At 72.7% G+C, this 14,092-nt stretch carries 8 protein-coding genes and 1 pseudogene; 4 read left to right on the forward strand and 5 right to left on the reverse strand.

What is annotated here, in order from left to right; translation table 11 throughout:
• Nucleotides 1-253: 253 nt before the first annotated feature.
• Nucleotides 254-1,156 carry a LysR family transcriptional regulator gene (locus ACIGXM_RS30005; protein WP_396566343.1) on the reverse strand — a complete coding sequence of 301 codons (903 nt, stop codon included), beginning with the start codon at nt 1,154-1,156 and terminating at the stop codon, nt 254-256.
• A 98-nt stretch (nt 1,157-1,254) separates the two neighbouring features.
• On the opposite strand from ACIGXM_RS30005, the gene ACIGXM_RS30010 reads away from it, so the two are divergent.
• The gene (locus ACIGXM_RS30010; protein WP_396566345.1) at nt 1,255-1,998 is read left to right on the forward strand and encodes an SDR family oxidoreductase; all 744 of its coding nucleotides are present in this window, start codon (nt 1,255-1,257) and stop codon (nt 1,996-1,998) included.
• Nucleotides 1,999-2,003: 5 nt separating this feature from the next.
• Here the strand turns inward: ACIGXM_RS30010 and ACIGXM_RS30015 are convergent.
• From ACIGXM_RS30015 to ACIGXM_RS30025, 3 genes and pseudogenes are all read right to left on the reverse strand, one after another.
• Nucleotides 2,004-2,129 (reverse strand): annotated as a pseudogene (locus ACIGXM_RS30015) (IS630 family transposase); the annotation flags it as partial.
• A 71-nt stretch (nt 2,130-2,200) separates the two neighbouring features.
• On the reverse strand, nt 2,201-2,995 hold the full coding sequence (locus tag ACIGXM_RS30020) for a helical backbone metal receptor (protein ID WP_396566347.1): 795 nt from the start codon (nt 2,993-2,995) through the stop codon (nt 2,201-2,203).
• Nucleotides 2,980-4,404 (reverse strand): hypothetical protein, encoded by a 1,425-nt coding sequence (locus ACIGXM_RS30025; protein WP_396566349.1) that lies wholly within the window; start codon nt 4,402-4,404, stop codon nt 2,980-2,982. Before ACIGXM_RS30025 ends, ACIGXM_RS30020 begins: the two co-directional genes overlap by 16 nt.
• A gap of 311 nt (nt 4,405-4,715) precedes the next feature.
• Between ACIGXM_RS30025 and ACIGXM_RS30030 the strand changes: the two genes are divergently transcribed.
• A complete protein-coding gene (locus ACIGXM_RS30030; protein WP_396566351.1) occupies nt 4,716-6,383 on the forward strand; it encodes a phospholipase in 1,668 nt (555 codons plus the stop codon).
• On the opposite strand, the gene ACIGXM_RS30035 is transcribed toward ACIGXM_RS30030, so the two are convergent.
• Nucleotides 6,356-9,625 (reverse strand): putative bifunctional diguanylate cyclase/phosphodiesterase, encoded by a 3,270-nt coding sequence (locus ACIGXM_RS30035; RefSeq protein ID WP_396566353.1) that lies wholly within the window; start codon nt 9,623-9,625, stop codon nt 6,356-6,358. The two genes, ACIGXM_RS30030 and ACIGXM_RS30035, sit on opposite strands and share 28 nt — an antisense overlap.
• A 349-nt stretch (nt 9,626-9,974) precedes the next feature.
• On the opposite strand from ACIGXM_RS30035, the gene ACIGXM_RS30040 reads away from it, so the two are divergent.
• The gene (locus tag ACIGXM_RS30040; protein ID WP_396566355.1) at nt 9,975-13,304 is read left to right on the forward strand and encodes an amino acid adenylation domain-containing protein; all 3,330 of its coding nucleotides are present in this window, start codon (nt 9,975-9,977) and stop codon (nt 13,302-13,304) included.
• Nucleotides 13,298-14,062, forward strand: a complete 765-nt coding sequence (locus ACIGXM_RS30045; protein WP_396566356.1) for a leucyl/phenylalanyl-tRNA--protein transferase — start codon at nt 13,298-13,300, stop codon at nt 14,060-14,062. Before ACIGXM_RS30040 ends, ACIGXM_RS30045 begins: the two co-directional genes overlap by 7 nt.
• Nucleotides 14,063-14,092: the final 30 nt, after the last annotated feature.

Genomic DNA, 14,092 nt, shown 5'->3' on the forward strand with positions numbered 1-14,092 from the left:
GATCACCTCATCGACCAGACCCGGCGGAAACGCCCGGGTCAACACCCCGATCGCGATCCGATCCGACAACCGCTCACCCGCAGGTGACTTCTTGATCTGCCCCACCCTCGCCACACCACAACCAACGAGACAAGCGAGCCAAAGTCACCAGCATTGCGGCTAGGGCCTGTCCGCATGGGTTCGCCGGGTTGACCGTGATGGCGGTTGGACGTGCGCTGACGTCCGATCCGACCACCTCGCAGAGGCGACGGGTTCAGTTGACCGGCAGTTCGTCGTTCTCCCGTCGGGAGGCTGTGCCGAGCAGTGTACGTGCGACGTCTTCCAGCGATCCGAGCAGCGGGTTGGGGTCGTCGGCGCGCGTGACGAGCACGACCTCGCAGGGATCGATGTCGATGACGGGCACCAGGGCGATGTCCTCGCGCGCGGCAGCGCGTCGATCGCCGGCAGGGAAGATCGCGACACAGTGGCCGGTGGCGATGAGTTCCAGCTTGTCCTCGTAGCTGTCGTCGATCGCGGGCGGGGGTGGTGCCGGGCGGTCGCCGACCGGCTTGGGCGTGCTCCAGAGGACCGGAGTGCTGACGCAGGCGACCAGTTCCTGGTCCGAAAGGGCCCGCAGGCTGACGGTTTTCTCGTGCGCCAGATGATGACTCGCCGACGTGACCAGTACCCGCGACTCCGCATGGAGCTCGGTCACCCGGAAGCCGTCCGTGGCCAACGGCAGGGGCCTGTACGCGACGAGGGCGTCGACCCGCCCCTCGGCGAGGGCGCGCGTGTCGCGCCAGTCGAGGTGCCTGGTGCGGACCTGGCCGTCAGGGTGCCGGCGGCGCAGTTCCTGCACACAGGCGGTGATGACCAGTCCTTCGGCGTAGCCGACGGTGATGGTGCGGGGCTGGACGGCGGCTCTGGCCGTGCGAGCGGCTTGCTCGGCCTCGTGGAGCAGTATCCGGGCCCTGGGAAGGAAGGCCTGACCGGCGTCGGTGAGGCTGCTGCCCTGCGGCGAGCGGTCGAGGAGCCGGACACCGAGCTGGGCCTCCAGCCGCTGGATCTGACGGCTCAGCGACGGCTGCGCCAGGTGGAGCCTGGTGGCGGCCCGGCCGAAGTTGCCGTACTCCGCCACGACCGTGAAGTAGCGCACGAGGCGCAGATCGAGGTCCATTCGCCCAGGGTACGTCGCGCGCCGTCATGCGCCTGGGACATGACGGCATACGGAACAGGTCTTGGACAGGGTGCGCGGGGGATATTTGGCTTGGGGGCATGACCACTTATGACGGCAAGAAGATCGTGATCACGGGCGGAAGCAGCGGTATCGGCCTGGCTACGGCCCGGCTGTTCGCGGACGGTGGGGCGCACGTACTGATCACCGGCCGTACCCGATCCACCCTGGACGCCGCGCTGGAGCAGTTGGGGGACAAGGCGATCGCCGTTCGCGGCGACGCCGCGTCCATGACGGACATCAAGGCGCTGGCCGGCACGGTCCAGGAGCGGTTCGGCGCGGTGGACGCGCTGTTCGTCAACGCCGGCGTCACTGCGTCCGCGCCGTTCGACTCGACGACGGAGGAGATGTACGACACGCTGTTCAGCGTCAACGCCAAGGGCCCGTACTTCACGGTGCAGGCGTTGGCGCCGCTGTTGCGCGAGGGAAGCGGCGTGGTCCTCACCACGTCGGTGGTGAACGTCCTGGGCCTCGACGCGCTCAGTGTCTACTCGGCGAGCAAGGCGGCCCTGCGGTCGATGACGCGCACCCTGGCCCGCGAGCTACTGCCGCGCAAGGTGCGCGTCAATGCCGTGAGCCCCGGGCCGATCGACACGGGCGTCCTGGACCGCTCCTTGCCCGCCGACGTCGTCGAGATGATGAAGGACACCTACCGGAGCACGAACCCGATGCAGCGGCTGGGGGCGTCCGAGGAAGTGGCCGCCGCGGTGGCGTACTTGGCGTTCGGTGCGACCTTCACGACGGGAGCGGAGTTCCCCGTCGACGGAGGGGGTTCGCAACTCTAGGTGCGGCGCGGGTAGGCGTGCCGGGGCCGGGTCCGAGCCGTGTGGTCGGGGTGGTTCGAGTTGGCGATGGTGAATTGCCGCAGCGGTCCGAAGTGGGCCTCGATCGGGTCGGCCCAGGAGGCACGGGTCGGGTGAAGCAGGGCCCGTCCGGGGCCGGCCCGGTGGTCCGGCCGAGGGGTGCGTGCGAGCGGAGCGGGGGTGGTCAGGCGCGGGCGGCGGCGAGTTGGGCGGTCAGCAGCGCGGGGGCCTCGGCCAGGGACGGGCCGTACCAGGTGAGGTGGCGGCCGCTGAGCAGGGCGGCCGGGACACCGGGGAAGGCCTCCGGGCCGTCGGTGCGGGTGAAGCGGTAGGGCTCGTCCGGCAGGATCACCAAGTCCGGGAGTGCGGCGCGGAGTTCGGTGAGCGGAAGCTTCGGGTAGCGGTCCGCGTGGTCGGCGTAGAGCTGGCGGATCCCCAGGCGGTGCAGCAGGTCGCCGGCGAAGGTGTCGCGGCCGAGCACCATCCACGGGCGCCGCCAGATCGGAACGACCGCACGGGGTGCGACGGTTGGCCGGGGAAGGGCCCGCCAGGCCGCCGTCGCGGCGTCCAGCCAGCCGGGGCGGGGCAGGCCGCAGGCGACGGTGAGCAGGCGGTCCAGGGAGCTGAGGGCCTGGTCGAGGGAGCGGACCTCGGTCACCCAGACCGCCAGCCCGGCCGCGCGCAGGGCCGCCAGGTCGGCGGCGCGGTTCTCCTCCTCGTTGGCGAGCACCAGGTCGGGCCGCAGCCCGATGATCCGGGCGACGTCCGGGTTCTTGGTGCCGCCGATCCGGACCACCGCCAGGTCGGCCGGATGGCTGCACCAGTCGGTCGCCCCGAGCAGCAGACCGGGCGCGGTGGCGGCCACCGCCTCGGTGAGCGAGGGCACCAGGGAGACCACCCGGTGTACCGGGCCCGGTCGGAGCGGGTGGCCCAGGTCGTCCCTCGCGGCACCGGAAGGCCGGTCTACCGGGGTGTCCATGCGCTCAGCCCAGCCGGACGGGTGGTGGGCGTGGGGCGGATGTAGTGGGCGACGAACTGGCGGTGGGCGGAGCGCGGCGGATCCGGCTCGCCGGGGGTCAGCCAGGTCTCCATGGTGCGGATCCGGCCGCCCATCAGGTACGGGCGGCAGGAGAGCCCGGCCCGGCGCGGCGCCGTTCCCGACGGGCTCCCACCGGCGGCCGAGGTGATCTCGAACTGCCTTGCGTGAACGCGCTGTTGGACGATCCAGACGGTCGGCGGCGGGCCGGCCGAGCCGCCGACCGGTTCGGCCCTGGCCTCCTCCAGCAGGGCGGCCCACTCGGCCGCCGAGTGGTGCCGGCCGAAGCGGAGTTCGCCGGACTGCGGGGCGTCCGCCCTCTTCAGCACGAACTCGGTTCGATGGCTGTGCAGTTGGGTGAGGTCAGCGGGATCCAGCAGGGTCACCGGCCGGCTCCACGGCAGCAGCAGCCGCACCGCCTGCCGCTCGCCGGCGGTGAGCGCGGCGGGCCGGGCGGCCGGGTCGCTCAGCCAGGCCGAGTACAGCCCGGAGGAGAGTTGGGAGAGCTCCAGCGGTACGGTGCAGCCGACCATCCGGGGTGCCAGTGCCGAGAACAGCTCGGCGAACCGCGCGCGGTCCTGCTGGACCGAGTGGATCGAGCAGGCCCGGTGCAGGTAGCCGGGCGCGCCGGGCGGGAGCGGCGGCACCCGGTCGCCGGGGTAGTGGGCCAAGTGCCGCACACCGTCCGGGTTGTCGTTGAGCGCGCTGGTCAGCGCGTCGAACCTCTCGCGCACCTTCGGGTCGTCGCGCAGCACCCAGTGCACCGACCGGTGGCCCGCCGACCGGCCGTCGGCACCGGGGAGTTCGCCGAAGTAGTCGCGCAGCCCGTCCAGCGGTCGGCCACCGAGGCCGGCCGGCAGGCGGAGCAGTCCCGCGGTGATCGTCCAGAGGTCGTCGGGCCGTTCGAAGCCCGCCACCGCGGTGTCGAAACCGGTGTCCACCACCTTGGGGCCGTCCCCGGCGATCACCACGTCGGGACGGCCGTACAGCAGGTCGGCCGCGGACTCCGAGAGCAGCCACTCGTCCGGCAGTCGGCGGCGGTCGGGGCCGAGCACCGGCCAGTCCAGGTGGCGCTGCCGGATGTGCGCGGCGAGTTCGGCGTACCGCTGGGAGGCCGGCGTCGCCTCGCCGCCCGCCCGGACCACCCGCAGCACCTTCAGGTGCGCCCGGAACAGCGCTCGCAGCAGGGCCTCGAAGCGGGCCAGCGACCGGTCGGAGGTGACCATCGGCAGCAGCAGGCTGTCCGGTGCCTCGGCCGCCCAGCCGGTCCGGGCCAGCCGCTCGCGGAACTCCCCGAGCAGTTCCTCGGGAGTCGCGCGGACGCCGGGGAGGGCTTCGATGATCGGGTCCACCGGCGCTCCTAGTATCCCAATTAGCTGACTTATCGTCAGTTCTCTTGCATGGCAGGGTCCTTCGCAGAGGTACTACTGCATTGCCGGGGGGTGGCGCAAGTGAGCGTCGGGCCAAGACCGGACCAAGACCGCGTCAAGGGAGGGTCGGGGTCGCGGTGGTGCCGTCGAACCGACCCGGCCTGCCCGGCGGCACCCGCCGATCGGCGGTGGATCCCCCGCCGATCGGCTGCTTAACGCAGCCCTGACGCAACGTGAGGTTACCTTCGGGTAGTTTTGCGGTGCCGAATTGGTGAACACTTGTCCATGACTCCGTGAAGGACCGTCACGTGCCGCTGTCCAGCACCCGCCGTTCCCGCCGTCTCGCACGATCCGCGCTGGCCCTAACCGCCGCTCTCGCCGTGCTGCCCGCGACGCCCGCCCTCGCCGCCGCCCCCGTGCCGGCCCCCGCCCCGGTCGCCGACTCCGCCACCCCGCACCTGGATGCCGTCGAGCAGACGCTGCGTCAGGTCTCGCCCGGCCTGGAGGGCACGGTCTGGCAGCGCACCGCCGGCAACGCCCTGGACGCCCCGGCCGACGACCCGTCCGGCTGGCTGCTGCAGACCCCGGGCTGCTGGGGCGACCCGACCTGCGCCAACCGTCCCGGCAGCCAGGCGCTGCTGGCGAAGATGACCGCCGACATCGCCGCCGCGACCCGCACGGTCGACATCTCCTCGCTCGCCCCGCTGCCCAACGGCGCGTTCGAGGACGCCATCGTCGCCGGGCTCAAGTCCGCGGTGGCGAACGGTCACCGGCTCCAGGTGCGGATCCTGGTCGGCGCCGCGCCGATCTACAACATCAACGTCCTGCCCACCTCCTACCGCGACGAGCTGGTGGGCAAGTTGGGCGACGCGGCCGGTTCGGTCACGCTCAACGTGGCCTCGATGACCACCGCCAAGACCTCGTTCTCCTGGAACCACGCCAAGTTGCTGGTGGTGGACGGCCAGAGCGTGATCACCGGCGGCATCAACGACTGGAAGGCCGACTACCTCGACACCACCCACCCGGTCACCGACGCCGACCTGGCGCTGACCGGTCCGGCGGCCGGCGTCGCCGGCCGCTACCTGGACACCCTGTGGGGCTGGACCTGCCAGCACACCGGGGTGTTCTCGGCCGCCTGGTTCGCCTCCTCCAACGGCGCCGGCTGCCTGGCCACGATGGAACAGGACACCAACCCGGCCCCCGCCACCACCGGCGACGTCCCCGTCATCGCCGTCGGCGGCCTGGGCGTCGGCATCCAGAACGCCGACCCCGGCTCCGCCTTCCAGCAGGCCCCGGCCACCGCGCCGGACACCAGCTGCGGCCCGATCAAGCTGCCCGACCACACCAACGCCGACCGCGACTACGCCACCGTCAACCCCGAGGAGAGCGCCCTGCGGGCGCTGGTGGGCAGCGCCACCAGCCACATCGAGATATCCCAGCAGGACCTCAACGCCACCTGCCCGCCGCTGCCCCGCTACGACGTCCGGCTCTACGACACCCTCGCGGCCAAGCTCGCCGCCGGGGTCAAGGTGCGGATCGTGGTCAGCGACCCGGCCAACCGCGGCGCGGTCGGCAGCGGCGGCTACTCGCAGATCAAGTCGCTCTCCGAGGTCAGTGACGTGCTGCGGGACCGGATCGCCGCGGTGACCGGCCAGGACCCGGCCGCCGCCAAGGCGACCATGTGCCAGAACCTGCAGCTCGCCTCGTTCCGGGCCGCCCCCGGCGACACCTGGGCGGACGGCCACCCGTACGCGCTGCACCACAAGTTGGTCTCGGTTGACGGCGCCGCCTTCTACCTCGGCTCCAAGAACCTCTACCCGGCCTGGCTGCAGGACTTCGGCTACGTGACGGAGGACCGGACCGCCGCCGCCGACCTGGACGCCCACCTGCTCACCCCGGAGTGGCAGTACTCCCAGGCCACCGCGACCGTGGACTACACCCGCGGCATCTGTCCGTCCTGATCACCCGACCGGGCCGGTTCCTCCGTGCCGGAGGACCGGCCCGCGCCGGCCAGCACGGCCTTGACGAGATCCGGGGCCTGCTCGGGCCGGCCGCGCCGGCTCTGCAGGCCGGCCAGCTCGGCGTCGCCGCGCACCAGGGTGCCCGCCTGCTCGACCGAGAGCGGGCGGGCGAACAGGTAGCCCTGGCCCAGCGGGCAGCCCATCGCGGCCAGGAGGTCGCGCTGCGTGTCGTGCTCGATGCCCTCGGCGACGACCTGCACGTCGAGCGTGTCGGCGATCCGGGCGATCCCCTCGACCAGCGCGTACTGCTGCGGGGAGTGCGCCAGGCCGTCGATGAACGACTTGTCGATCTTCAGGATCGAGATCGGGAACTCGCGCAGGTAGCTCAGCGAGGAGTAGCCGGTACCGAAGTCGTCGATGGCGATCCTGACCCCGAGGTCGGTCAGCGCCCGCATGTCCGCGCGCACCCGCTCGTCGCGGCGCATCAACACGCTCTCGGTCAGCTCCAGGACCAGCGAGCCCGGCGCCAGCCCGGAGTCGCGGACGGTCTCGCGCACCACGTCGACGAAGCCGGCGTCGCGGAACTGCCGGGCCGACACGTTGACGTTCACCCGCAGCGGCGGCCGCTGGTCGGCCCCGCGCCGGGCACTGCTGGCCCGCTGCCAGTCCGCGGTGTCCGCGGCGGCCCGTTCCAGCACCCAGGCGCCGAGTTGGACGATCTGCCCGCTCTCCTCGGCCACCGGGATGAACTCGTCCGGCAGTACCAGGCCGCGCTGGTCGTGCGGCCAGCGGATCAGCGCCTCGAACCCCACCAGGTCGCCGGTGGCGAGGTCGACCACCGGCTGGTAACGCAGCTCGAACGCCGAGTCGGCGAGGGCCAGCGCGTGGTCCAGCCGCTCGTTGATCTCGTGCCGCGAGATCAGGCCGGCCTGCAGCGCCGGCTGGTAGTGCCGCCACTGCCGCTTGCCGGCCGCCTTGGCCGCGTACAGCGCGAGGTCGGCGTGGGTGAGCAGTTCGGCCGCGTCCTCGCTGTCCTCGGTGGTCGCGACCCCGACGCTGGCCGCCACCCGGACCGCCCCGGAGCTCAGCTTGAACGGCTCGTTGAGCGCGGCCAGCACGGTGTCCGCGATCGCCCCGACGTCGGCCGGCCGCAGCGCGTCCTCGACCAGCACCGCGAACTCGTCACCGCCCAGGCGCGCCGCGGTGTCCGAGGCGCGCAGCGCGGTGGACAGCCGCAGCGAGACCGCCACCAGCAACTCGTCACCCACCGCGTGTCCCTGGGTGTCGTTGACCACCTTGAAGTCGTCCAGGTCGATGAAGAGCACCCCGGTCACCGTGCCGCCGCGCCGGCTGCGGGTCAGCGCGTGGCCCACCCGGTCCTGGAAGAGCACCCGGTTGGCCAGGCCGGTCAGCGAGTCGTGGAACGCCCGGTGGGTCAACTCGCGTTCCATCTGCCGCTGTTCGGTGACGTCCCGGAGGGTGAGCACCAGAGCGCCGACGGTCGGGTCGTCGCGCAGGTCGTTGCAGCGGACCTCGGCCTCGATCAGGGTGCCGTCGTGGCGCAGCAGCCGCCAGTGCTCGCGCTGCTCGCTGGAGTGGTCGCGCGAGCGCATCCGGGCCAGCGCGCCGCCGATCGTCCGGGTGTCCTCGGTGGGCACCAGGTCGGTCAACCGGGCGCCGGCCAGGTCGGCGCGGCCGAGCACCCGCTCGGCCGAGGAGCTCGCGTACCGGATGCCGTCCTCGGCGGTCAGGATCAGGATCACGTCGGAGGCGTTCTGCACCAACGTGCGGAAGTAGGCCTCGCTGTCGCGTCTGGTGATCTCCTGGCTGAGCATGACCCGCTCCACGGCGAGTGCCGACTGCGCCGCGACGATCTCCAACGAGTCCCAGCGCGAGGTGAGTTCCTGCTCGGTGCCGGTGACGATCAGCGCGCCGATCAGCGGGTCGCCGGACGGCCGCTTGTCCAGCGCCAGCGGGCAGAGCAGCGCGGTCGGCATCCCGCACAGGAAGGCGGCGAGCTCGGGGCTGAGCTCCTCGGCGCGCAGCAGCCGGGTCTCTGCCGCCGAGGCCGGTGTGAGCGGCAGGCCGGACTCCCCGAGCCCGGGGGAGAGGTCCGCACTCCGCCCGGCCCGCCGGACCCGCAGCACGCCGTGCTCGCTCACCGCCAGCAGCGCCTGGTGGCCTTCCTCGCGGGGCATCAGCCGTGCCGCGACGGCCTGCACCGCGTCCGCCACCTCCTCGACGGTGACCGCCGCGGTCAGCGCGGCGCCGGCCTCGCGCAGCGCGCGTTCGCGGGCCAGCGCCTGGCGGTGCACCAGCACCACGCCGGCCAGCCGGGCGAGCACCAGCAGGAAGAGCACCGCGGAGAACGCCCCGATCACGGCGGCGTGGCTGGTGATGCCGTGCGCCGCCTCCAGGATCAGGATGCCCGGCGCGATCAGCGAGGCCAGCGTGAGCAGGGACAGCCGCCCGGCCGTGATGTCGGTCTGCTGGGTCGGGATCGGCCGGGTCAGCTCGACCATCGAGGGGTGCAGCGCGGCGGCGCCCCAGGCGCAGTAGAAGGCGGCCCAGCCCAGGTCCACCGGAGAGCCGATCCGCCAGTTTCCGTGCAGTTGGATCAGCCCGTAGAGGGCGTCCGAGACCAGCAGGCCGATCGTGCCGACGGTGAGCAGCAACATCGCGCGGCTCTTTCCGCCGGCCGGCGCCAGCAACCGCAGCAACATGGCCAGGATCAGGATGTCGCCGAGCGGATATGCGATCGAGACCGCCTTCTGCACCCAGCTCAGGTCAGGGGTGTGGACATAGGGGAGGATCAGGTAGATCCAGGCGAGCAGCCCCAGCCCGACGGTCAGGGTCAACGCGTCGATCAGACTGGCCCGGTCCTGGTGCGCGCTGCGCCAGCGGATGAACCCCCAGACGCCCACCGCGTACAGAAGATATTCGGCCAAGTAGAAGCCGTCCGCGACCGACGGAAAGGGGTTGTGCAGCCGCAGGAACTGGGTCTGGACGACCTGGACGACCTCGCCGCCGGTGAAACTGAGGTTCGCCACCGCCAGTAGCAGCCAGGACGCCGGGTGCGCGGGCCGGTTGAGCCGGACGCCGGCCGTGATGGCGGCCACTCCGCCCAGCCCGACACCGGTCCACCAGATGATCCGCTGCTCCGGATACATGTAGTAGATGCCGGTGAAGACCACCATCCAGAGCAGATAGCAGGCCATCAGCTGCTGTCGTCGGCGTGTCAAGAGCGCTACCTCCTCCGCGACATGACCGAATCACCGATAGGGGTACGAATCGGGAGGAATGTCGCGGGTGCAAAGCAATCGGTGGTGCAGTCGGCGGTGTCCGGGAATTCCCGGCCGGAAATGCCCGGTCGGAAATAGGAGTTCGGCCTCGGTCACCGACTCGGCCACCAGGAGGCATCTGATGTGAGTATAGTCAGGAGAAACAGCGGCGCGCCTGGTGCTTCGGAGGCACTCGGGCCGGGTGCCGCTGTCCGTTCGCCGCCCCTCCCGCGCAGCGGCGCGGGGTGGCTCACCGACTCCGCGCATCACTGGTGTCCTGGTGCGGGCGCCCCTGGACGAGAGTCGAGACGTGGACGAACCGATCGGTGTCACCGCGAGGAGCGGTGGCCGGCACACCGTGCTGCTCAACGGCGACGGACAGTACGCAATCTGGCCCGGACGGCTGCCGATTCCCATCGGTTGGAGAAGTGTGTACGCCGCGGACTCCCGGCGGAACTGCCTGGCCGAGATCGAGGAACGCCGGCCGGGGACGTCACCGGCCGGCGCCGCGGCCACCGGCGACACCATCCACCAGTTGTTCCGGGCCCGGGTCGCGCGCGATCCGCGGGCCGTCGCGGTGGTCGCCGAAGACGGTGAGATCGACTACCGGGAGCTGGATCTGCGCAGCGACCGGCTGGCCGGGCGGCTGCGCGCGCTGGGCGCCGGACCGGGCGGGGTGCTGCCGATCTGTCTGCCGCGCGGGATCGACCTGGTGATCGCGCTGCTCGCGGTGCTCAAGGCCGGTGCCGCCTTCCTGCCGCTCGATCCCGACCACCCGGACCGGCGACTGAACAAGCTGGTGGTGGACTGCGGGGCCGAACTGCTGATCACCGACCGCGAGCACGGGCCGCGCTTCACCGACGGTCCGGCCGTGCTGCTGGTCGACGAACCGCTGGTCGACGAGCCGCGGGACGTGTCCGCCGGGTCCGCCGCGTCCGTGCCGGACGCCGGCCGGCCGTCCGACCCCGCCTACCTGATCTACACCTCCGGCACCACCGGCACCCCCAAGGGGGTGCTGGTGACCCACGGTTCACTGCTGTTCACGCTCGCCCGGGTCACCGAGGCCTACGAGCTCTCCCCGGCCGACCGGGTCCTCCAGCTCGCCGCGCTGGGCTTCGACACCTCGCTGGAGCAGATCTTCGCGACCCTGCTCAGCGGCGCCACCCTGGTCCTCGGCGGCAGCCCCGCCTGGGCGCCCAGCGAGGCGTTGGAGCGGCTGCCCCGACTCGGTGTGACCGTGGCCGACCTGACCCCGGCCTACTGGCACCAGCTGCTCACCCTGCTCCCGGAGCACGGCCCGGGCCTGCCCGGGCTGCGCCTGCTGATAGTCGGCGGCGACACCGTGCCCGCGGAGGACTGCCGCCGCTCGCTGCGCCGGCTGCCCGGCACCCGGCTGGTCAACGCCTACGGGCTGACCGAGGCGGCGGTCACCTCCACCCTGTGCGAGCTGACCGCGGAACTGCTGGACACCGTGCCGTCCGCGCCGGTCCCGATCGGCCGGCCGCTGCCGGGCGTCCGGCTGTACCTGCTGGACGCCGACCTGCGCCCGGTGCCGCCCGGCGAGCGGGGCGAGATCCACCTCGGCGGCCCGGGCCTGGCCCACGGCTACTGGCAGCGGCTGGGTCTCACCGCCGAGTGCTTCCTGCCCGACCCGTTCGCGGACGTCCCCGGTGAGCGGATGTACCGCACCGGGGACGCCGGGCGGCTGCGGCCGGACGGCAACCTGGAGCTGCTCGGCCGCTTCGACGACCAGGTCAAGGTGCGCGGCTTCCGGGTGGACCCGGTCGAGATCGAGTCGGTGCTGGCGAGCCACCCGGCCGTCCTGCAGGTGCGGGTCCGCCTGGAGGAGACCGGCGAGGTCGGCGCGAACGGTCGGCCCGGCGACGGCGCACGGGTGTTGACGGCCTACTGCACGGTGGCCGACGGCGAGACCGTCGAGGTCGGCGCGGTCCGGGCCGAGTTGCGACGCCATCTCGCCGCCCGGCTACCGGAGTTCATGGTCCCGGCCCGGTTCGTGCTGCTCGACCGGATGCCGCTGACCCCGGCCGGCAAGATCGACCGCCACCGGCTGCCGCACGTCGAGCCGCTGGCCGAACGCCGGGCCGTGCCGGTGGACGCCGGGCCGGTGGACGGTTCGGCCGGGCGGGCGGCCGTCGCGCGGACCGCGGTGGCCCGGCTCTGGTCCGAGGTGCTCGGTGTCGAGGAGGTCCGGCAGGACGACGACTTCTTCGCGCTGGGCGGCAACTCGCTGCTGCTGATGGAGATGCTGGCCCGGGCCCGGAGCATGTTCGGCATCGAGGTGACCGGGATCCGCGCGCTGACCCGCGCGCTGCTGCGCGACGCCGGCATCGGCGCGTTCACCGCGGCGATCGAGGCCGCCCGCGCGGGTTCGGCCGGTGCGGGGCGCAGCGTGGACCTGGCCGCCGAAGTCACCCTGGCCGACGTCCCGATCCGCACCTCGGCCCTGCCCCGACCGCGTCGGGAGCGGCCGGCCGAGCTGCTGCTCACCGGCGCCACCGGGTTCTGCGGCGCGCACCTGCTGGACACCCTGCTGACCGGGACCGATGCCCGGATCCACTGCCTGGTCCGCGCGGACGACGAGCGGCACGCCCGGGAGCGGCTGCGCGCCGCGCACCAGCGGTTCCTCCACCGCGACCTGACCTCCGACCGGGTGGTGCCGCTGGTCGGCGACCTCACCGCGCCGCTGCTCGGCCTGGACGAGCAGCGCTTCGACCAGCTGGCGGACTCCCTGGACGGTATCCACCACCTCGGCGGACAGGTCAACTTCCTCTACCCGTACCACCAGCTGCGGGAGGCCAACGTCGGCGCCACCCGTGAGGTGATCCGGCTGGCCGGACGCTCCCGGGGCATCCCGGTGCACTACGTCTCCACCCTGGCGGTGCTGGCCGGCTTCGGCGCGGCCGGCGTGCCCGCGGTCACCGAGGAGACGCCGCTCGACCACGCGCAGCACCTCGCGGTCGGCTACGTGGAGAGCAAGTGGGTGGCCGAGTCGCTGCTGCACCGGGCCGCCGAGGCCGGGCTGCCGGTCACCATCGTGCGGACCAACGACGTCACCGGCGACCTGGTCACCGGCACCATGAACACCGCCACCGAACTCTGCGCACTGGTCAAGTACCTTGCGGACACCGGAAGTTGCCCGCAGGTGCGGCTGCCGCTGGACTTCGTGCCGGCCGACCGGTTCAGTCAGGCGCTCGCCCACCTGGCCGCCCACGCGCCCGCCGGCGGCGACGTCTACCACCTGGCCAACCCGCGGCCGGTGCTGCTCGACGTGCTCGCCGAGCGGTTGCGGGTCCGCGGCTACCCGATCGAGGAGATCCCGTACCAGGACTGGGTGAGCGAGCTGGTGCGGTTCGCGGCCGCCCACCCGACCCACCCGTTGACCCCGTTCGTGCCGCTCTTCGTCGACCGCTGCCCGGGTACCGAACTGTCCATCAGCGAGCTGTACTTCCGGCCCACCTTCCCGGAATTCGACTCCGCCAAGGCGGAATTGGCGCTCCGCGACAGCGGGATCGAACTGCCGCCGGTGGACGACGAGTTGATCGACCACTACCTGGACCGGATGCTCGCCGCCGGCTGGATCCCGGCGCCGGCCGGCGTGCCCGCGGAGCTGTCGTGCTGACGCTCGGCGACTGGTCAGCGCTGGAGCCGGCCGGTGCGCCGGGCGACGGACCGGTCGCGTTCTGCGCCGACCTCGGCCCCGACAGCCTGCTCGCGGCCTACCGGCACGGGCTCTTCCCGATGCCCGCGCCCGACGAGTACGCCGGCTTCCTCAACGAGGCCCGCTACGAGGACGAGGTCGCCACCGGCGCCATCGCGGTGCTCGGGGAGGGCGAGGTGGCCTACCAGGTGCCCTGGTGGTCACCGGATCCGCGACCGGTGATCGCGCTGGACCGGGCCCGGCTCGGCCGCCGGCTGGCCCGCCGGCTGCGCCACCAACTGGACTGGTCGACCAGCCTGGACCGGGCGTTCTCCCGGGTGGTCGACGCCTGCGCGGCCGGCCGGGAGCCGTGCTGGCTCACCGGTGAACTGCGCGCGAGCCTCGACCGGCTGCACGAGCGGGGCTGGGCGCACAGCGTCGAGGTCTGGGAGGACGGGGAGTTGGTCGGCGGCGCGTTCGGCCTGCGGGTGGGCCCGGTACTGAGCCTGGACTCGATGTTCCACCGCCGCCCGGGCGCCTCGCGGGTGGCGATCGCCGACCTCGCCGCCCGGTTCGCCGAGGCCGGCGGGCGGCTGCTGGACGCCCAGTGGGACGGCCCGCACATCCGCAGCCTCGGCGCCGAGCCGGTCGCCCGCGCCGACTACCTGGCGGTGCTGCGGGAGGGCCCCGAGTCGGGGCCGCTGCCGGTCGAGTCGCGGCCGGCCCAGCGGCTGGGCTGACCGCCCGCCGGATCCCGTCGCGTGGCGGGG

This window comes from Kitasatospora sp. NPDC052896 (genome assembly GCF_044547075.1).
In the GTDB taxonomy this organism is placed as follows: Bacteria; Actinomycetota; Actinomycetes; order Streptomycetales; family Streptomycetaceae; genus Kitasatospora.